This window comes from Burkholderia sp. Bp9012 (genome assembly GCF_003853825.1).
Lineage (GTDB): Bacteria > Pseudomonadota > Gammaproteobacteria > Burkholderiales > Burkholderiaceae > Burkholderia > Burkholderia diffusa.
Genome location: NZ_QTQA01000044.1, coordinates 19,078 through 38,180, shown reverse-complemented (window position 1 = coordinate 38,180; position 19,103 = coordinate 19,078). Strand labels below are relative to the sequence as shown.

Annotated in this window: 16 protein-coding genes and 1 pseudogene; 5 read left to right on the top strand and 12 right to left on the bottom strand. The window is 69.5% G+C overall.

Going from position 1 to position 19,103, the window contains the following annotated elements; genetic code table 11:
• Positions 1–132: 132 nt before the first annotated feature.
• The 9 genes from DIE11_RS34430 to hutH all read right to left on the bottom strand — a co-directional run bounded on the left by DIE11_RS34430 (position 133) and on the right by hutH (position 11,065).
• On the bottom strand, positions 133–1,470 hold the full coding sequence (locus DIE11_RS34430) for a glutamine synthetase family protein (RefSeq protein WP_059599064.1): 1,338 nt from the start codon (positions 1,468–1,470) through the stop codon (positions 133–135).
• A gap of 12 nt (positions 1,471–1,482) precedes the next feature.
• A complete protein-coding gene (locus DIE11_RS34425; protein WP_124629731.1) occupies positions 1,483–2,289 on the bottom strand; it encodes a gamma-glutamyl-gamma-aminobutyrate hydrolase family protein in 807 nt (268 codons plus the stop codon).
• A 724-nt stretch (positions 2,290–3,013) separates the two neighbouring features.
• Complete coding sequence (gene hutG / locus DIE11_RS34415) at positions 3,014–3,811, bottom strand: N-formylglutamate deformylase (protein ID WP_124629729.1); 798 nt, start codon at positions 3,809–3,811, stop codon at positions 3,014–3,016.
• Positions 3,812–3,871: 60 nt separating this feature from the next.
• A complete protein-coding gene (locus tag DIE11_RS34410) occupies positions 3,872–5,248 on the bottom strand; it encodes a formimidoylglutamate deiminase (RefSeq protein ID WP_124629728.1) in 1,377 nt (458 codons plus the stop codon).
• Positions 5,249–5,271: 23 nt separating this feature from the next.
• Positions 5,272–6,495: an imidazolonepropionase gene (gene hutI / locus DIE11_RS34405; RefSeq protein WP_124629727.1), complete on the bottom strand. Its 1,224-nt coding sequence runs from the start codon at positions 6,493–6,495 to the stop codon at positions 5,272–5,274.
• Between the two features lie 4 nt (positions 6,496–6,499).
• Positions 6,500–7,111: a HutD family protein gene (locus DIE11_RS34400; RefSeq protein WP_124629726.1), complete on the bottom strand. Its 612-nt coding sequence runs from the start codon at positions 7,109–7,111 to the stop codon at positions 6,500–6,502.
• Positions 7,112–7,113: 2 nt separating this feature from the next.
• Positions 7,114–8,802, bottom strand: coding sequence for a urocanate hydratase (hutU, locus tag DIE11_RS34395; RefSeq protein WP_059599061.1), 1,689 nt, complete (start codon positions 8,800–8,802; stop codon positions 7,114–7,116).
• A 39-nt stretch (positions 8,803–8,841) separates the two neighbouring features.
• Positions 8,842–9,537, bottom strand: a complete 696-nt coding sequence (hutC, locus tag DIE11_RS34390; protein ID WP_059599060.1) for a histidine utilization repressor — start codon at positions 9,535–9,537, stop codon at positions 8,842–8,844.
• A 4-nt stretch (positions 9,538–9,541) separates the two neighbouring features.
• A complete protein-coding gene (gene hutH, locus DIE11_RS34385) occupies positions 9,542–11,065 on the bottom strand; it encodes a histidine ammonia-lyase (protein WP_059599059.1) in 1,524 nt (507 codons plus the stop codon).
• 268 nt (positions 11,066–11,333) lie between these two features.
• Here hutH and DIE11_RS34380 point away from each other — a divergent pair.
• Positions 11,334–11,566, top strand: a pseudogene (locus DIE11_RS34380) (hypothetical protein); the annotation flags it as partial.
• 21 nt (positions 11,567–11,587) lie between these two features.
• Here the strand turns inward: DIE11_RS34380 and DIE11_RS34375 are convergent.
• On the bottom strand, positions 11,588–12,286 hold the full coding sequence (locus DIE11_RS34375) for a 4'-phosphopantetheinyl transferase superfamily protein (protein WP_124629734.1): 699 nt from the start codon (positions 12,284–12,286) through the stop codon (positions 11,588–11,590).
• Between the two features lie 196 nt (positions 12,287–12,482).
• Positions 12,483–13,526 carry an alpha/beta fold hydrolase gene (locus tag DIE11_RS34370; protein WP_124629725.1) on the bottom strand — a complete coding sequence of 348 codons (1,044 nt, stop codon included), beginning with the start codon at positions 13,524–13,526 and terminating at the stop codon, positions 12,483–12,485.
• A gap of 119 nt (positions 13,527–13,645) precedes the next feature.
• Between DIE11_RS34370 and DIE11_RS34365 the strand changes: the two genes are divergently transcribed.
• Both DIE11_RS34365 and DIE11_RS34360 read left to right on the top strand, forming a co-directional pair.
• Entirely contained in the window at positions 13,646–14,587 is a 942-nt protein-coding gene (locus DIE11_RS34365; RefSeq protein ID WP_124629724.1) for a LysR substrate-binding domain-containing protein, read from the top strand.
• A 295-nt stretch (positions 14,588–14,882) separates the two neighbouring features.
• Complete coding sequence (locus DIE11_RS34360) at positions 14,883–16,115, top strand: MFS transporter (RefSeq protein ID WP_260437247.1); 1,233 nt, start codon at positions 14,883–14,885, stop codon at positions 16,113–16,115.
• A gap of 163 nt (positions 16,116–16,278) precedes the next feature.
• Here the strand turns inward: DIE11_RS34360 and DIE11_RS34355 are convergent, their stop codons facing one another.
• Positions 16,279–17,757: a deoxyribodipyrimidine photo-lyase gene (locus tag DIE11_RS34355; protein WP_124629723.1), complete on the bottom strand. Its 1,479-nt coding sequence runs from the start codon at positions 17,755–17,757 to the stop codon at positions 16,279–16,281.
• A gap of 370 nt (positions 17,758–18,127) precedes the next feature.
• Between DIE11_RS34355 and DIE11_RS34350 the strand changes: the two genes are divergently transcribed.
• Both DIE11_RS34350 and DIE11_RS34345 read left to right on the top strand, forming a co-directional pair.
• A complete protein-coding gene (locus DIE11_RS34350; RefSeq protein WP_124629722.1) occupies positions 18,128–18,607 on the top strand; it encodes an SRPBCC domain-containing protein in 480 nt (159 codons plus the stop codon).
• Between the two features lie 13 nt (positions 18,608–18,620).
• Complete coding sequence (locus DIE11_RS34345; protein ID WP_124629721.1) at positions 18,621–19,073, top strand: nuclear transport factor 2 family protein; 453 nt, start codon at positions 18,621–18,623, stop codon at positions 19,071–19,073.
• Positions 19,074–19,103 lie beyond the last annotated feature (30 nt).

Sequence of the window (19,103 nt, the reverse complement as noted above, 5' to 3'; positions counted from 1 at the left end):
TTGAGCGCGCCCATGTCCGAGAACGGGTGGATGTGGTGCGCGGCGTCGAGCGCGCGGTATTCGGCGGTCGAGCGTGCGGCGACGGCTTCGCTTCGTTCTGTCATGTTGCCTCCGCTGGTCGATGCCGCACGCTCACACGTGCAGCAGCAGATGACGGCGTTCCCACGAACTGATCACGCGGAAGAACGCTTCGTATTCGGTTTCCTTCAGCGCCAGGTACGCCTTCACGAACTTGTTGCCGAGAATGTCGGCAAGCGGCGTGCACGCGGCCATCAGCGAGATGCCCTCCTCGAGATTGCGGGGCAGCTGGTACGGCAGGTCGTAGCCGTCGGACGCGATCGGTTCGGTCGGCGCGAGCTGCTGCGTGAGACCGAGATACCCGGCCGCGAGCGTCGCCGCGAATGCGAGGTACGGGTTGCAGTCGACGCCCGGAATCCGGTTTTCGATGCGCCGCGCGACCGGCGTCGACTGCGGGATGCGGAAGCCGACCGTGCGATTGTCGTAGCCCCACTGCACGTTGATCGGCGCGGCCATGAAGCGCGACAGCCGGCGGTACGAGTTGATGTACGGCGCGAAGATCGGCATCAGCGCGGGCGTGTATTTCTGCAGCCCCGCGAGATAGCTGTGGAACATCGGCGATACGACGCCGCCCTCGTCGGCGAACAGGTTGTGGCCGGTGCGCGCATCGGCAAGGCTCTGGTGGATATGCATCGCGGAGCCCGGCTCGCCCTCCATCGGCTTGGCCATGAACGTCGCGTACATGTTGTGGCGCAACGCCGCCTCGCGCACCGTGCGCTTGAACAGGAACACCTGGTCGGCAAGCGACAGCGCGTCGCCGTGCACGAAGTTGATCTCCATCTGCGCGGCGCCGACCTCGTGGATCAGCGTCTCGATGTCGAGGCCCTGCATCTCGCAGTATTCGTAGATGTCCTCGAACAGCGGATCGAACTCGTTGACCGCCTCGATCGAATACGACTGACGGCCCGTCTCCGCGCGGCCCGTGCGCCCGACCGGCGGCCGCAACGGCAGGTCCGGGTCGGCGTTCATGTCGACCAGATAGAACTCCAGTTCGGGCGCGACGACGGGCTTCCAGCCCTTCGCCTTGTACAGGTCGAGCACGCGGCGCAGCACGTAGCGCGGCGAGATCTCGACCGGCGAGCCGTCGAAATGCACGCAGTCGTGAATCACCTGCGCGGTCGGATCGACGGCCCACGGAATCAGGCAGATGGTCGACGGATCGGGTACGCACACCATGTCGGGATCGGTCACGCCGGTCAGCGACCCGTCTTCCGGATAATCGCCCGTGACGGTCTGCACCATCACCGCCTGCGGCAGGCGCATCGATTCGCCGGACTCGAACTTGTTGCGCGGAATGATCTTGCCGCGCGCGATGCCGGCCATGTCGGGAATGATCGCCTCGACTTCGGTGATGCGGTGCTGACGCAGGAATTCGCTCAGTTCGGGTTGCATGATCGGCCTCGTTCAGTCGATGTCGGATGCGGCCGGCGACGGCATGGTGCCGCCGGCCGCATGCATGCGGTGTGTCATGTGCGCGCGGCACGCCGCGCCGAATGCCGCGAAGATGTCGCGCGACAGCGGCTGTTCCGCGAAGCGCCATTCGGGATGCCACTGCACGCCGAGCGCGAACGCGCGCGCGCCGCGCACGCTGACGGCCTCGATCAGCCCGTCGGGCGCGCTCGCTTCAACCGCGAGCCCCGCACCGAGCCGCGCGATGCCCTGGTCGTGCAGCGAATTGACCATCGCGTCGTGCGCGCCGCGCGCGACCCGTTGCAACAGGCCGCCCGGCGCGAGCTGCACGCGGTGCGCGGGGCCGTACTGCCGTTCGAGCGGATCGCCGTCGCGCTCGCGATGATCGTGGAAGCCCGCGCTCGCATGCAGCCGCTGATGCAGCGTGCCGCCATACGCGACGTTCAGCTCCTGCATGCCGCGGCAGATCGCGAGCACGGGCACGCCCGCGTCGATCGCCGCGCGGATCAGCGGCAGCGCGGTCGCATCGCGCGAGGGATCGTGCAGCGTGTCCGGCGGGCTCGCCGGGCCACCGTAGTGATGCGGCTCGACGTTCGAATAGCTGCCGGTCAGCAGCAGCCCGTCGATGGACGCGACGATCGCGTCGACCGGCTGGCGCGTGCCGAGCGCGGGCAGCACGAAGGCGAGCGCGCCGGCACCGTCGACCAGCGCGACGAGATACTTCTCGCCGGCCGTATGGTTCGGATGGGCGCCGCGCATCACGCGGTCGGCGGTGACGGCTACGAGCGGGCGCGGTCGCATGATCGCCTCCACGATGAAGGTGCGACGCGTGCATGGGCGCGAGACGATGGCAACGCGCGGTCGCGCCGCACGCGCCCAGGCGCGATCCTGCCGCGCGAACGGCGCGGCAACGGACGGTGCGACCCGATGCGAAGGCAGAAACGGACGCTAGGGCAACAATGAAGCGCTGCCGTCGCACTGCACCGCGCTGAATACGTGCGCGGTCACGAGATTGAAGCGGCGCAGGCTGCAATGGGACACAGCGAAGAGACGAGGCTCGCGTATGAGGGCGGTGCGCGTGCCGCGATCAGCATGCCGGATCGGCCCGGCCTGAGGCGACGCGCCCGCCGACGGACTTCGGGTCCGGCATATCGAAGGGCTGGCGGCTTTCACGATCGTACTCGACTGACTGATGAAGACAGGACACGTGTCGCGATGAAGCGGAGGCGGCAATGCCGCGCGGCGACACGTCGGCAAGTGTTTCGCAGCGGATTCCGGCGCGGTGCGGCGCTGATCGACGCGGTCGCGGCCGGCGCGCGTGACGACTTCCTGACATTCAGCTTATATCACCTAAAAATTGCGTCAAATTTTCAGGTATCGATCCCGACATCGATCAGACGAAAAAAACGGCATCGACCCGGCCGGTCGATGCCGTTTTGTGCGCTGCGTCGGCGCGTGCGGTGTTCGCTGGCAGGCCGCGGCGCGAGGTGGCGCCGCGTCGCCGCACGCAACGCGGATCGGCGGCTCAGCGATGCGCGAGCGCGGTTTCGACGAGCGTCTGCAGCAGCGGCACGATCCGCGCGGCGCGCGCTTCGTCGTACGCATACGGACGCGTCTCCTCCATGTAGGTGATCTGCGACAGCTCGAGCTGCACGGCTTCGACGCCGGTGGCGGGCACGCCGTAGTGACGCGTGATGTAGCCGCCCTTGAAACGCCCGTTCGCGACGGCCGTATAGCCGCCGTGTGCGCTCACGCATGCCGCCAGCGCCTCGGCGAGGCCGGGCGCGGCGCTCGCGCCGCTCGACGTGCCGAAGTTGAAGTCAGGCAAGCGGCCTTCGAAGAAGCGCGGCACATGCGAGCGGATCGAATGCGCTTCCCACACGAGCACGCGGCCGTGCTCGCGCTTCAGGCGCGCGATCTCGCCTTGCAGTGCGTCGTGATACGGGCGCCAGTAGCGGTCGCGACGGCGCATGATCTCGTCGTTGCCGGGCAGCGCGTTCGCCGGATACAGCGGCGCCTTGTCGAACGTGTCGACCGGCACGAGCCCGGTCGTGTCCTGCCCCGGGTACAGGTTCTCGTTGTCGGGCGGACGGTTCAGGTCGACGACGTAACGCGCGTGCGACGGCACGAGGATCGACGCGCCGAGCGTCGCGGCGAACCCGTACAGCCGCTCGAGGTGCCAGTCGCAATCGTCGACGAAGCGCGCGTCGGGCGTCATTGTCGCGGCGATGTCGTCGGGAATGTGGGTGCCTGCGTGCGGAATCGAGATCAGCAGCGGCAGCGTGCCCTGCTTCAGCGTGATAACAGCCGGTTGTTCAGTCATGTCGCATCACCGTAAGAGTCTGCCGGCGCACGCTCGCGGCGCGCGCCGGGTGCCGGGCGTTCAGCGCAGCAGTTGCGCCAGCGCGGCGCGGTAGTCGGCATACGCGACGGCTTCGTCGCGATGGCGGCGGCCACTTACGACGCGTTCACCGCCGGTGTAGACGTCGAGCACGGGCGTCTCGCCGTGCTCGGCGAACACCGCGCCCGACAGCCACGACGCGCTGCCGTGTTCGGCGATCGCCGGATGATCGGGATCGAGCACGAGCCAGTCGGCGCGGCAGCCTTCACGCAGCGCGCCGATGCGCCGCCCGCTGGCCTGCGCGCCGCCTGCGAGCGACGCGTCGAACAGCCGGTCGGCGACATGCGCCTGCGTGTCGCTCGCGAGCACGTTGCGCGCGCGATGCACGAGCCGCTGCCCGTATTCGAGCAGGCGCAGTTCCGAGCGCCAGTCGACCGACGCATGGCTGTCCGAGCCGACGCCGATCACGCCGCCCTGCGCGAGATAGTCGACGGCCGGGAACACGCCGTCGCCAAGGTTCGCCTCGGTGGTCAGGCACAGGCCGGCCACCGCGCGACGCTTCGCGAGCGCGGCCGTTTCGGCCGCATCGACGTGCGTCGCGTGCACGAGGCACCAGCGCGCATCGACATCGAAGCGATCGAGCAGCCATTGCACGGGACGCGCGCCGTAAGCGCGCACGCAATCGTCGACTTCGGCCGTCTGTTCGGCGATATGGATATGCACGGGCGCATCGTCGGGCAGGCCGTCGAGCAGCACGCGCAATCCGCTCTCGGACACCGCGCGCAGCGAGTGCGGCGCGACGCCGTAGCGCAGTCCGCCGTGCTCGGGCGCGACGCGGCGCATCGCGTCGAGCAGTTCGAGCAGCCCGTCCGGCGTGTTGATGAAGCGGCGCTGGTCGTCGCGCGCCGGCTTGTTGCCGAACCCGGCGAACTGGTACGACACGGGCAGCATCGTGATGCCGATGCCGGCCGAGCGGGCCGCGTCGATCACGCGCGTGCCGAGTTCCGCGATCTGCGGATAGCGCGAGCCGTCCTGCGCGTGATGCACGTAATGGAATTCGCACACCGACGTATAGCCGCACTTCAGCATCTCGACGTACAGCCAGCGCGCGATCGCCGCGAGCGCGTCGGGCGTGATCTTCAGCGCGAAGCGGTACATCAGGTCGCGCCAGCTCCAGAAGCTGTCGGCGGGATTCGCGCGATATTCGGTGAGCCCCGCCATCGCGCGCTGGAACGCGTGCGAATGCAGGTTCGGCATGCCGGGCAGCACGGGCCCTGCCGCGCGGGCGACGCCGGCCGGCGCGTCGGCATCGGGCGTCACGTCGGTCAGCGTGCCGGCCGCGTCCCAGCGCAGCAGCACGTTGCGGCGCCAGCCATCGGGCAGCCAGGCATGGTCCGCGAACAGCGTCATTTCGGTCATCGTGAGTCTCGTCTGTTGCAAGGCTAGCCGTTCATCCGGCGAAACACGGTCGTACCGCCGCGCACGACCTGCTCGCACAGCGGCCGGCCGATCCAGTACGCGAGCTCCGACAGCGAGCCGACCGACCAGGCCGCGAAATCGGCCTGGCGACCGATCTCGAGCGCGCCGTGACGATCCGCGCGGCCGAGTGCCGCGGCCGCATGGCGCGTGACGCCCTGCAGCACCTCGGGCACCGTCATGCGGAACAGCGTGCAGCCCATGTTCATCGTCAGCAGCAACGATTCGAGCGGCGACGTGCCGGGGTTGTGATCGGTCGCGAGCGCGATCGGCACGCCGTGCTTGCGCAGCAGCGCGATCGGCGGCAATTGCGTTTCGCGAATGAAGTAATACGCGCCAGGCAACAGCACGGCGACCGTGCCGGCCGCCTTCATTGCCTCGATGCCGGCTTCGTCGAGAAATTCGAGGTGATCGGCGGACAGCGCGCGATAACGCGCGGCGAGCGCGGTACCACCCGCGTTCGACAACTGCTCCGCGTGCAGCTTCACCGGCAGGCCGCGCCGCGTCGCGGCCTCGAACACGCGCTCGGTCTGCGCGAGCGAGAAGCCGATGCGCTCGCAGAACACGTCGACGGCGTCGACGAGGCCTTCGTCGGCGAGTGCCGGCAGCATCCGTCCACACACTTCGTCGATGTATTCATCCGGGCGGCCCGCGTATTCCGGCGGCAGCGCGTGCGCGCCGAGGAACGTGGTGTAGACCGTGACCGGAAAGCGCTCGCCGAGCTGGCGCGCGACGCGCAGCATCTTGCGCTCGCTCGCGAGGTCGAGCCCGTAGCCCGACTTGATCTCGATCGCGGTCACGCCTTCGGCGAGCAGCGGCTGCAGGCGTGCGGCCGCCTGCACGAACAGCGTCGTCTCGTCGGCCGCGCGCGTCGCGCGCACCGTCGACACGATCCCGCCACCCTGCTGCGCGATCTCCTCGTAGCTGACGCCGGCGAGGCGCTGCGCGAACTCGTCGGCGCGCGTGCCGCCGTACACGAGGTGCGTATGGCAGTCGACGAGGCCCGGCGTCACCCACGCGCCGTGCAGGTCTTCCCGCTGCCAGTGCGCATAACCGTGCGGCAACGCGGAAAACGCGCCGAGCCACACGATCGTGCCGGTTTCGTCGACGGCGATCGCCGCGTCGTCGATCGTTTCGTCGGGATGGCCGTGCGGACACAGCCTCAGGTGATGCCAGACAATCGGTTTCATGCGTTCAGTCTCGTTCGCCGACGGCGAGCGACACGGCGAGCAGCGCGCCGCCTCCGCTCACGACGACGTCAAACGCACGCTGCGGCCCGTCGAGCCGCAGCGTGTCCATTTCCTGCAGTGCGTAGTGCGCGCCGTCGATCTCGATGCCGACCGCGCCGGTCGCGCAGAACAGCAGCACGGTATCGGCGCGCTCGACGCGGTGCGTGCCTTCGGGCCACACGTCGACCGTCCCGCGCGCGGCCGAACGGCGCGTCATCAGGTTGAAGTCGCGCGTCGCGCCGTCGTGCAGCGTCGCGTCGATCGCCGTTTCGCCGGCAAAATCCGCGCGGGCGAGCGGCGCGTCGAGCACGTGACGTGCGCCGCCCGCTTCCGCGAGCGTCATGCCCGCCCCGGACAGCAACACGAGCGTGCGGTCGATGCCGTCGAAACGCGAGAACGGCCCGGCCGCGCCGACGTCCGCGACGCTCACGCGCCAGGCGAACGCGTCGAGCGCGGCGCCCGGCGGGAACGCGCCGATTTCGCGCGTCACGCCGCCGCCGTTCTTCCACGGCGACGCAACGAGATCCGCCGCGCGGATCATCGTTGCGTGCACCGGCGCCTGGGCGAGCGCCGTCATGCTCAGCGGCCGAGCATCGGCAGCTTCAGGCCGGCTTCGCGGGCCGTCTGCTGCGCGAGTTCGTAGCCGGCATCCGCATGACGCATCACGCCCGTCGCCGGATCGTTCAGCAGCACGCGACCGAGACGCTCGTGCGCGTCAGCCGTGCCGTCGGCGACGATCACGACGCCCGAGTGCTGCGAGAAGCCCATCCCGACGCCGCCGCCGTGATGCAGCGACACCCACGATGCGCCGCCCGCGGTGTTCAGCAGTGCGTTCAGCAGCGGCCAGTCGCTCACGGCGTCCGAGCCGTCCTTCATCGATTCCGTCTCGCGGTTCGGGCTCGCGACCGAACCGGTGTCGAGGTGGTCGCGGCCGATCACGATCGGGGCCTTCAGTTCGCCGTTCTTCACCATCTCGTTGAACGCCTGGCCGAGGCGATAGCGATCCTTCACGCCGACCCAGCAGATCCGTGCGGGCAGGCCCTGGAACGCGATGCGCTCACGTGCCATGTCGAGCCAGTTGTGCAGGTGCGGATCGTCGGGGATCAGCTCCTTCACCTTCTGGTCGGTCTTGTAGATGTCTTCCGGATCGCCCGACAGCGCGACCCAGCGGAACGGGCCCTTGCCTTCGCAGAACAGCGGGCGGATATAGGCCGGCACGAAGCCCGGGAAGTCGAACGCGTTCTCGACACCCATTTCCAGCGCCATCTGGCGGATGTTGTTGCCGTAGTCGAGCGTGGCCGCGCCGCGCTCCTGCAGCGTCAGCATCGCGCGCACCTGCACTGCCATCGACTGCTTCGCCGGATGCACGATGCCTTCCGGATCGACCTTCTGCGTCTCGCGCCATTGCGCGACGCTCCAGCCTTGCGGCAGGTAGCCGTTGATCGGGTCGTGCGCGCTCGTCTGGTCGGTCACGCAGTCCGGCGTGATGCCGCGCTCGACGCACTCCGTGAACACGTCGGCCGCGTTGCCGAGCAGGCCGATCGACACCGGCTTGCCGGTGCGCTTCGCTTCCTCGATCATGCCGAGCGCCTCGTCGAGCGTCGTCGCCTTCTTGTCGACGTAGCGCGTCTTCAGGCGGAAGTCGATGCGCGTCTCGTCGCACTCGACCGCGATCATCGAGAAGCCGGCCATCGTCGCCGCCAGCGGCTGCGCGCCGCCCATGCCGCCGAGACCGCCCGTCAGGATCCAGCGGCCCGACGGGTCGCCGTTGAAATGCTGGTTCGCGACCGAGAAGAACGTTTCATAGGTGCCCTGCACGATGCCCTGGCTGCCGATATAGATCCAGCTGCCGGCCGTCATCTGGCCGTACATCATCAGGCCCTTGCGGTCGAGCTCGTTGAAGTGCTCCCAAGTCGCCCAGTGCGGCACCAGGTTCGAGTTCGCGAGCAGCACGCGCGGCGCATCCTTGTGCGTGCGGAACACGCCGACCGGCTTGCCCGATTGCACGAGCAGCGTCTCGTCTTCGCCGAGATCCTTCAGCGACGCGAGGATCTGGTCGAAGCATTCCCAGTTGCGCGCCGCGCGGCCGATGCCGCCGTACACGACGAGCGCGTGCGGATGCTCGGCGACTTCCGGATCCAGGTTGTTCTGGATCATCCGGTAGGCAGCTTCGGCCAGCCAGGTCTTGCAGACCTTCTCGCTGCCGCGCGGCGCGCGGATCGTACGCGTCGGATCGAGACGGGGATCGATGTGTTTCGGATGGTTCATGACGACTGCTCCCGAGGGAAAGTGAATATCAAATAGGAATCAGAAATGCCCGGTGAAGCGATAACGGCTGCCGGGGTGCCACAGATTCGCCACCGAGGCGACGACGCCCTGCGACCAGGTGCGCCTATGTAAAACGAGACACGGCTCGACGTCGTCCATTCGCAGCTGCTCGCGCCGCTCGGGCGCCGGGGCCGCCGCTTCGATCCGGTACTCGACGCGCTGCAGCGGGGCTGCGCGCATCAGGTACAGGTTCGGCGTCGTGTTCGTGAAATCCTGCTCGGCATAATCCGGCGCGACCGCCGGATTCACCCACCGTTCTTCGAGCTGGACGGGTTCGTCATTCTCGAAGTGCAACACCTGCGAATAAAACAGCTTCGCGCGCACGGTCATCTGCATCTCGTCGGCGAGCGCCTCGTCGGCGCGGATCGTCTCGAGGCCGAGCACGCTGGCGCGGTACGCATGCCCGCGCGCGTCGACCTCCTCCGAGATGCTGCGAATCGCGACGAGCGTCGACTCGTACTTCGGCCGCGCGACGTAGGTGCCGGCGCCCTTCATGCGCGTGAGCACCTGCTCGGCCGTCAACTCGCGCAACGCGCGGTTGACGGTCATGCGCGCGACCTTGAACTCGCGGGCCAGTTCGTTCTCGGAGGGCACCTGGTCGCCCTCCGCCCACTCGCCGGCGTGAATGCGGCCCAGGATGAAATCCTTGATCTCCTGGTAGACCGGCGCGCTCATGGGCTTACTGTTCCGATGCGAACGAGAACGGCGCGATCTTCGCGAATGCGCGCTCGTCGACGAGCTTCGCGACCGCTGCGATGTCCGGTGCGAAGTAGTGGTCGAGCTCGTAGTGCGCAACCTTGCCGCGGATCGTTTCCATCACGGGCGCGAGCTTCGGGCTCGTGTGGTACGGCGCGCGCAGGTCGACGCCTTGAGCGGCGGCCAGCAGTTCGATCGCGAGGATGTGCTTCGTGTTTTCCGCGATGTCGGCGAGCTTGCGCGCGGCGAACGTCGCCATCGACACGTGGTCTTCCTGGTTCGCCGAGGTCGGCAGCGAGTCGACCGACGCCGGGTGCGCGAGCGTCTTGTTTTCCGATGCCAGGGCGGCTGCCGTCACGTGGGCGATCATGAAGCCCGAGTTCACGCCGCCGTCCTTCACGAGGAACGGGGGCAGGCCCGACAGCGTCGCGTCGATCAGCAGTGCGATGCGGCGCTCGGCCAGCGCGCCGATTTCCGATGCGGCGAGCGCCAGGTTGTCGGCCGCGAATGCGACGGGTTCGGCGTGGAAGTTGCCGCCCGACAGCACTTCGCCGGTATCCGGGAAGATCAGCGGGTTGTCCGACACGGCGTTCGCTTCGACCAGCAGCACGTCGGCCGCGTGGCGCATCTGGTCCAGGCACGCGCCCATCACCTGCGGCTGGCAGCGCAGGCTGTACGGATCCTGCACCTTGTCGCAGTCGCGGTGCGACTGGTTGATCGGCGAACCTTCGAGCAGGTCGCGGTACGACGCGGCCGCGTCGATCTGGCCTTGATGGCCGCGCAGTTCGTGGATGCGGGCATCGAACGGCTTCACCGAGCCGGCCGCCGCGTCGACCGACAGCGCACCCGCGACGAGCGCGGTGCGGTACAGGTCTTCGATCGCGAACATGTTGTCGAGCGCCAGCGCCGTCGAGGCTTGCGTGCCGTTCAGCAGCGCGAGGCCTTCCTTCGCCTGCAGCGTGAGCGGCGCGAGGCCCGCGACGCGCAGACCGTCGAGCGCGCTGGCGCGCTCGCCGCGGATGAACACTTCACCGACGCCGAGCAGCACGGCCGACATGTGCGCGAGCGGCGCGAGGTCGCCCGATGCGCCGACCGAGCCCTTCACCGGGATCAGCGGCAGCACGTCGGCGTTGAACAGCGTGATCAGCGCGTCCATCACCTCGCGGCGGATGCCCGAGTGGCCGCGGCCGAGGCTCGACAGCTTCAGCGCCATCAGCAGACGCACCGACGAGCGTGCCATCGGCTCGCCCACGCCGACCGCGTGCGACAGCACCAGGTTCTTCTGCAGCAGCTCGAGCTGGTCGTGCGGGATGTGCGTGCTGGCCAGGCGGCCGAAGCCCGTGTTGATGCCGTATGCCGGCTCACCCTTTGCCGCGATGTCGGCGACGGCCTTCGCGCCTGCGTCGATCTTCGCGAAGCTCGCCGGGTCGAGCGTGAGCTGCACGGATTCGCGAGCGATCTTGCGCAGTTGCGGGAGGGTCAGGTGGCCGGGGGTCAACGTAATCATGTGATCAATCCTGTCTAGACAAGTTCGTGATGGATTGCAGTGTAGCCATCGCAACTTGTCTAGACAACCCCGTTTTTCACGATTTCGACTCGGGAGTTTCCCTGATATCCGGGGCGGCCCGCCGGAGTGGCCCGACAGCCCCGGCAATTAACATCCGTTGCAGTTTATTTTTCGTTGGCAACGTACGGATTGACGCTTCCTCGCGATCCATCCACGCAGACTTGCCATGACCATCCCGCCCCGGTTGACCGCCCTCCTCGGCCGCAGCCTGCTCACGCGCACGAGCCCGGGCACCGGCGGCTTCCCCGATCTCGCCGGCAAGACGGTCGTGACGAACCAGGGCACGACGTCCGAACGCCTGCTGCGAAAGATGAACGAGGAGAAGAAGATGACACGTGGTTCATGAAGCCGGTGCCGCCGAAAGCGCGCGCGTTCGACTGCCCGATGAGCGACGTGATCAGGGCGCGCTACGCGACGCCGAACGACGTGCCGCTCGGGTGAGCGTCGCGTGCCGAAACGGGTTCAACGCGTCCACGCGACGCACGCCGCGTAGCCGGGCGCCGCGTCGAGCCAGCCCGCATCGAACGCGGCCACGCCGGCCGCGGGCGCGGCCGGCTCGACGATCGTCGTCGCGGGTGTCGCCGCATCGCGCGGCGGCACGACCGCGAACGCGCGCAGCCCGCCGACGATGCCGGTGCCGAGCGCCTTCAGCAACGCCTCCTTCGCGGACCACACGCGCATGAACGCGTCGGCACGCGCGGCCAGCGGCAGGCCGTCGAGATACGCGGCCTCGGCGGTCGCGCACACTTCGCGCGTCAGCGCACGCCAGTCGGTCGAACGGTTGCAGCTTTCGATATCGACGCCGACACGTCCCGTCCCTGTCCATGCGATCAGCGCGTGATCGCCCGCATGCGACACGTTGAAATCGAGCGAGGCGCGATGCGCGGGGTCGAGCGACGGCCGTCCCGATGCGTCGACGACGATCACGATGTCCTTTGCCGCCACGTCGAGCGCCGCGCCGAGCACGTCGCGCAGCGCGGCGCGCGTCGCGGCACTGCGCACCGCATCCTCGTGCCGCAGGTAGCGCCCGGCACGCGCGCGCTCGGCGTCGCTCAGTGCCGCATAGGCCGGCGACGCGAGTGGCACATGCCAGTCGAAATCGATGCGCGCGACCTGCACGCCGGCCCGCGACGCGGCAGGCGGCACGTCGAGCAGGTGCATGCGCCACGCGCGGGACGGGTCGGCGGGAATCCCGGAATCGGGTGGAATGTACGTCGGCACGGGGCAGCCAGTCGAATGAAACGTCCGATGTTAATCGATCGCGCGGCGCGGCCGCGATCGTCGGCAGTGGCGGCAGGCGCGGCCGCCGCATCGACGCGACGGCGTGGCCGCCCTCGCGTGCGCGGGCACCCCGCGGTCACCCGTGCGCGACGGCGCCCGGCACGCCGCTTCCCGCCAGCCGCGCACGCTGCGCCGGATGGCGCGCGTGGACGCGGCCCGGTGCGTCGGCCGGCAGCACGCCGTGTTGCAGCCAGTACAGCGCCACGGGCCACAACGTGTCGGTGAAGCGGCTGTGGAAGAACGCGAAGTGGCCGATCGCGTCGACACCGATGTCGCGCGGCGCGATCCGCAGATGCGTGACGTCGCTGCCCGTGTAGTAGCCGACCAGTCGCTCGATCGCGTCGACCGTGCCGAACCCGTCGTCATCGAGGCCGATCGCGAGCATCGGCGCCGGCAGCCGCGCGAAGCGGGCCGGCAGCGCGGCGCGGCTCGCCGCGGTTTCGGCGAGCAGGCCGTGCGTATAGGCATCCTCGAAACGCGGCTGCGAACGCACCCACGACAGCGCGACGCCGCGCGGCGTATCCTCCATCCAGCCAAGCCGTTTCGCGGGCACGTAGCCGAACACGGCCGCGAGCGCCGGCATCGCGACGTGCCACTTCCACCACATGCGCCGCCGCTCTGCCGGCCGATAGTCGCGCCAGTACGCATACTGCGCGCCGACGGTCACCGCATGACGCACGTACGCGTTCGACGCCGCGAGCCCGAGCACGCAGCCGCCGATGCTGTGCGCGACGACGTCGAGCGGCTGGCCGGGAAACGCGTCGCGCGCGTACTGCAGCGCGGCCTCGCAATCGAGCCGCCCCCAGTCGAGCCAGTTCGCGCGCAGCTTCGCGAGCCGCGCGGGGCGCGATCCGCCGATCCCGCGATAGTCGTAGACGAGTACGTCACGCCCCTGCGCGAACAGCCAGGCCGCGAAGCGGAAGTAATAGTCGCAGCGCACCGACGTCGCGCAATTGACGACCGTCACGGGCCGCGCGGCGGCGCCGCCGCGATGCCGCCACACGTAGCCGCGCAGCACGTAACCGTCGGCCGCGGTCAGTGTCACGGCCTGCGGTGGCAACGCGCCCGCCGCGCGCACGGCCGCCTGATCCGCCCCGGCTGCTTCGTTCGAAATCGTCATCCTGTCTCCTGTGCGGCACCGCATCACGCCGCGCTCGCCCGATCGGCCAGCCTCCATTGAACTTGACGCGCCCGGCGTTCTCAACCAATCTTGCTGCTCCGTTCGCATGAGCCCTACGCATGTCAACGCCGCTCGTCCGTCTCCCGTCGCTCGACCTCGTGCGCGGCTTCGTCGCCGTCGGCCGCCGCATGAGCATCACGCTCGCCGCGCAGGACCTGTGCGTCACGCAGTCGGCGGTCAGCCGCCAGGTGCACGCGCTCGAGGCGCACCTCGGCGTCGCGCTGCTGCAGCGCGGCTATCGCAAGATCGCGTTCACGCCGGAAGGCGAGCGGCTGTTTCGCGCCGCCGACGCGGCGCTGCTCAGCCTGCAGGACACCGTCGCGTCGCTCGCCGCCGCGCGCGAGCGCCAGCCCGTCACGATCACCGCGAGCATCGGCGTCACCGCGCTGTGGCTGCTGCCGCGGCTCGGGCGCCTGCAGGCGCGCCTGCCCGACGTCGACTTGCGCGTGGCCGCGAACGACAAGGTACTCGATTTGCGCGCGGAAGGCATCGACCTCGGCATCCGCTACTGCCCGCGCGAGCGCGCGCCGGCCGGCGCGCTGCACCTGTTCGACGAGGTCGTCGTACCGGTCGCGCACCCGACGCTGGCCACGCGGCCCATCACCGACGCGGCCGCGATCGCCGACCACGTGCTGCTCGAATTCGACGGGCCGCCGCAAACGCAACTGCAGTGGCGTGCGCACCTGCACGCGGCCGGGCTCGGCGACGCGCGCCCGAAGGGCGTGCTGCGCTTCAACCAGTACGACCAGGTGATCCACGCCGCGATCGCCGGCCAGGGCGTCGCGCTCGGGCGGCTCGCGCTCGTCGCGCCGATGCTCGCGGACGGCCGGCTCGCGGTGCTCGGCCCGCACTCGCAGGCGTTGTCGGATACGTACGGCTACTGGCTGTTCCGGCACGATCCCGCACCGCGCCGCGAAGTCGCCGACGTGCGCGACTGGATTCTCGCGGAAGCGGCCGAATGCGACGCGGCGATGCGCGCGTACGACGTGGCGCAACGGTAAGCCGCGAGCGAGTTGCCTCATCGAGCCGATGCCGGCGCGGCGTTGCGCACGGAATGCGCGCAGCCGCGGGCGATGCACTGACGCCCCGACTACGCTGCATCGGCCACGCATCACGCTGGCTGCATGCGTCGCAGCGGCGCCACGCATCCGCCCCCCGGCATCGCGTCCGAACCCCGCATCACATTCCCCGCGCGCATGCGAACGCGACTGAATGATCGCTTGAGCGAGCGGCGCCCGGATCGTCTAATCGAATCGAACGCGGCGCCGCGCCGCACGCATTCATCCGGAGACCCGCATGACCCCGATCGAACAAGACACCCGGCGCCGCTGGCTGCCGGTGCTCGCGGGCGGCCTGATCATGGGCGCCGCGCTCGGCATCCGCCACGTGCAGGGGCTGTTCCTCGCCCCCGTCACGCTCGACCACGGTTGGTCGCGCGAAGCGTTCGGCCTCGCGCTCGCGCTGCAGAACCTGATCTGGGGCATCGCGCAGCCGTTCACCGGCATGATCGCCGACCGCTTCGGGTCGGTCCGCGTGATCGTCGCCGGCATGCTGCTGTATGCGGCCGGGCTCGTCACGATGGCGTTTGCCGCGTCGGCCGGCGTGTTCACGGTCGGCACCGGGCTCGTGATCGGCATCGCGCTGTCGGGGTCGGCCTTCGCGTCGATCTACGGCGCGCTGAGCCGGCTGTTTCCGCCGGACCGGCGCGGCTGGGCGCTCGGTGTCGCCGGCGCGATCGGCGGGCTCGGCCAGTTCTGCATGGTGCCGGTCGCGCAGGTGCTGATCGGCGACATCGGCTGGCAACATGCATTCGTCGCGCTCGCGCTCGTCGCCGGGCTGCTCGCACCGCTCGCCGTGCTGGTGCGCGACCGGCACGCGCAAGCCGCGAGTCGCGCGGACGGCCCCGACCAGTCCATCGGCGCGGCGGTGCGCGAAGCGTTCGCGCATCGCGGCTTCTGGCTGCTGAACGCGGGGTTCTTCGCGTGCGGGTTCCAGCTCGCGTTCATCGCGACCCACCTGCCCGCCTACCTGCTCGATCACGGCCTGCCGGCGCGCCATGCCAGCGTCGCGCTCGCGCTGATCGCGTTGACCAACGTGGCCGGCACCTACGCATGCGGCCATCTCGACGGCCTGCTGCGGCGCAAGTATGTGCTGTCCGTGCTGTATCTCGTCCACGCGCTGGCGATGGCCGCGTTCGTCGCGGCGCCGTTGTCGCCCGCGAGCGTCTACGTGTTCGCGGCCGTGATGGGCTTCACGTGGCTCGGCACCGTGCCGCTGACCAACGGCGTGATCTCGCAGGTGTTCGGCGTGCGCTACATCGCGACGCTGTTCGGCTTCGTCTTCTTCGGGCACCAGCTCGGCAGCTTCTTCGGTGTATGGCTCGGCGCGCTCGTGTACGACGCGACGCATTCGTATCTGCCGCTGTGGATCGGCTCGATCGCGCTCGGCGTGCTGGCCGCGCTGCTGCACCTGCCGATCGACGACGCGCGCATCGCGCGCCCGGTGCCGGGCAAGGCGGCGTGGGCATGATGCGCGCGGCGCTGGCCGTCGGCGTGCTCGCGTTCGTCGCGTGGTGCGGCGCGGCCTACTTCAATTCGGGCGTCGCGTTTGCGCTGCTCGAGCACGCGGCATTCTGCAACTGACATGGCAAGCCGCACCGCGCGCACGGAGCATCGGCTGCGCCCCGCGACGCCTAGTGACGCTTCAGCAACGTGGCCAGCGCATCGAGCGCACGCCGCCGTGCGCCGTCGTGATCGACGATCGGCGTCGGATAGTCGTTGCCGAGCCGCACGCCGGCCGCCGCGAGTTCCACCGGCGACGCCTCCCACGGCGCATGGATCGTCGCGGCGTCGAGGCCCGCGAGTTCCGGCACCCAGCGGCGCACGTATGCGCCCTGCGGATCGAACTTCCGGCCCTGCGTCACCGGATTGAAGATGCGGAAATACGGCGCGGCGTCGGCGCCGCAGCCAGCGACCCATTGCCAGTTCGCCGGATTGTTCGCGACGTCCGCGTCGACGAGCGTGTCGTAAAACCAGCGCTCGCCGGCCCGCCAGTCGATCAGCAGATGCTTGACGAGAAACGACGCGACGACCATTCGCACACGGTTGTGCATCCAGCCGGTCGCCCACAGCTCGCGCATCCCCGCATCGACGAGCGGATAGCCGGTCAGCCCGCGCTGCCAGGCGCGCAGCGCGGCGGGATCGTCGCGCCACGGCATCGCGTCGAACTGCGCGCGGAAGTTGTCGGTCGCGAGCGCCGGGAAGTGATACAGCAGCACGTGGCTGAATTCGCGCCAGCCGAGCTCGCTCAGGAATTTCTCGGCACCGGCCGCGCAGGCCGGGCCGCCCGCGTGTGCGGCACCCAGCACCGCATGCCACACCTGGCGCGGCGACACGTTGCCGAAGCGCAGGAACGGCGACAGCCGGCTCGTCGCCGACCGGTCGGGCCGGTCGCGCGTATCGGCATAGCCGGCCAGCGACTCGACTGAAAACGCGTCGAGCCGCGCATGCGCGCCGGCCTCGTCGGGTGTCGGCCACGCGTCGCGCAGGCCGCCCGCCCAGTCCGGCGCACTCGGACGCAACGCGAACGCGTCGAGCGCCAGCGCACGTTCGCGCACGCCGGCCGGCCACGGGTGAAACGCGATCCGTTCGGGTTCCGGCAGCGGCGCCGCCACCGTGCGATCTCGCCGCACCGCGCGCCAGTATGCGGTGAACACCTGGAATGGCGTGCCGGCGCCTGTCAGCACCTCCCACGGTTCGTTCAGCAGGCTGCCGTTGCTGCTCTCGACCTCAATGCCGCGCGCCTTCAGCGACGCCTTCAACGCCGCATCGGCATCGCGCTGCGGCAGCGCATAGCGGCGGTTCCAGTACACGGCCGCAGCACCCGTGTCGTGCACGACGCGTTCGATCTCGCGCGGCGCATCACCGCGCAGCAGCAGCAGGCGACCGCCATGACGCACGAGCGCCGCGTCGAGTCCGGCGAGCGCCCCGTGCAGCCACCAGCGCGCCGCGCCGCCGAGCGCGCGCCCTGCGCCTTCGCCCGTGTCGTCGACGTACACGCACACGAGCGGCCGGCCCGACGCGACCGCGCGCGTCAGCGCGGGCTGGTCGGTCACGCGCAGATCGTCGCGGAACCACACGACGGCAGGAGCAACGGACGACTTCGCTGGCACGGGCACCTCGATCGGGAAACGAAAAAGTGACCGGTATTGTCGCGGCACGGACGCGCGATGTCGATGTCCGGCACACGTGCGGCGCCCGCCAACGCGTCGCGGCCCGACGACGACGCCCGGCCGGATCGCGAGCCCGGTGAAACGCCTTAGTCCATTCCGACGATTCTTCACCGGACGCACCGGCCTACGCTCGATGTCGGGTTCAACGCGATGCGCGGCACGCGCCGGCCGCCGGTCGGCCACGCGCATCGCGCGACGCATCCGTCAGGTCCGCCGCCGCGCGCGCGGACCATTCCGGCCGTCGCGGCGCGCACCCGCCCGGGCGCACCCGCGGTCTCGCCCTCATCGTCAATCTCACCCGATACGCGCCATGACCAAACCAGCCAATCTCGTCACCTCGATCACCGTCGCGATCGACGCCCCCGCTTCCGTCGTCTGGGAAGTGCTGACCGACTTCCCGCGCTACGGCGAATGGAACACGTTCTGCGTCGGCCTCGAAACGACCGGCCGGATCGGCGACTTCGTGTACATGCAGGTGCGCATTCCGGGCACGGACACGGTCATTCCCGTCAACGAAATCCTCGTCGCGTGCGAGCCCGAGCGTCTGCTGTCGTGGGAGCAGCGTCCCATCGACGACAACAAGGACGCCGCGCGCCGCGACCAGTACGTCGAAGCCGACGGCGCCGAACGATGCCGTTACTTCACGACCGACCAGTTTCTCGGCATCAACGCGGAAACGATCATGCGCGAGCACGGCGGCTGGGTGAAACAGGGATTCGACCAGTGCGCGCGCGACGTGAAGCGGCGCGCGGAAGCGCTGCACGCGCCCCGCCGGCGCAAAAGCGCGTGACGGAGAACGGCCGATGCCCGATCTGCAGACCCTCTCTGATCATCACGACATCCGCGAGCTGATCGTCGCGTACTCGAGCGCGATCGATGCACGCGACTTCGACGCGCTCGATGCGGTGTTCACGCGCGACGCGACGATCGACTATCGCGCGATGGGCGGCATCGCCGGCATCTATCCGGACGTCAAGGCGTGGCTGCGCACCGTGCTGCCGCGGTTCCCGCAATACCAGCACATGGTCGGCAACCTGTCGATCACGCTCGACGGGGACACCGCGCGCGGCCGCACGATCTGCTTCAATCCGATGGAAGTCGCGCTGCCGGACGGCGGCACGCAGGTGATGTTCCTCGGGCTGTGGTACGTCGACCGGTTCGTGCGCACCGCGCAGGGTTGGCGCATCGCGGAGCGCGTCGAGGAGCGCTGCTACGGCCACAACGTGCCGGCCGTGCTCGCGCACGCGACCGGCTGATGCGGCACGGCGCGCGCCGTGACATCGTTG

Bases quoted from the DNA above. Each gene is read 5' to 3' on its own strand.
- DIE11_RS34430 (WP_059599064.1), bottom strand. From the start codon at position 1,470: ATGCAACCCGAACTGAGCGAATTCCTGCGTCAGCACCGCATCACCGAA.
- DIE11_RS34425 (WP_124629731.1), bottom strand. From the start codon at position 2,289: ATGCGACCGCGCCCGCTCGTAGCCGTCACCGCCGACCGCGTGATGCGC.
- hutG (WP_124629729.1), bottom strand. From the start codon at position 3,811: ATGACTGAACAACCGGCTGTTATCACGCTGAAGCAGGGCACGCTGCCG.
- DIE11_RS34410 (WP_124629728.1), bottom strand. From the start codon at position 5,248: ATGACCGAAATGACGCTGTTCGCGGACCATGCCTGGCTGCCCGATGGC.
- hutI (WP_124629727.1), bottom strand. From the start codon at position 6,495: ATGAAACCGATTGTCTGGCATCACCTGAGGCTGTGTCCGCACGGCCAT.
- DIE11_RS34400 (WP_124629726.1), bottom strand. From the start codon at position 7,111: ATGACGGCGCTCGCCCAGGCGCCGGTGCACGCAACGATGATCCGCGCG.
- hutU (WP_059599061.1), bottom strand. From the start codon at position 8,802: ATGAACCATCCGAAACACATCGATCCCCGTCTCGATCCGACGCGTACG.
- hutC (WP_059599060.1), bottom strand. From the start codon at position 9,537: ATGAGCGCGCCGGTCTACCAGGAGATCAAGGATTTCATCCTGGGCCGC.
- hutH (WP_059599059.1), bottom strand. From the start codon at position 11,065: ATGATTACGTTGACCCCCGGCCACCTGACCCTCCCGCAACTGCGCAAG.
- DIE11_RS34375 (WP_124629734.1), bottom strand. From the start codon at position 12,286: ATGCACCTGCTCGACGTGCCGCCTGCCGCGTCGCGGGCCGGCGTGCAG.
- DIE11_RS34370 (WP_124629725.1), bottom strand. From the start codon at position 13,526: ATGACGATTTCGAACGAAGCAGCCGGGGCGGATCAGGCGGCCGTGCGC.
- DIE11_RS34365 (WP_124629724.1), top strand. From the start codon at position 13,646: ATGTCAACGCCGCTCGTCCGTCTCCCGTCGCTCGACCTCGTGCGCGGC.
- DIE11_RS34360 (WP_260437247.1), top strand. From the start codon at position 14,883: ATGACCCCGATCGAACAAGACACCCGGCGCCGCTGGCTGCCGGTGCTC.
- DIE11_RS34350 (WP_124629722.1), top strand. From the start codon at position 18,128: ATGACCAAACCAGCCAATCTCGTCACCTCGATCACCGTCGCGATCGAC.
- DIE11_RS34345 (WP_124629721.1), top strand. From the start codon at position 18,621: ATGCCCGATCTGCAGACCCTCTCTGATCATCACGACATCCGCGAGCTG.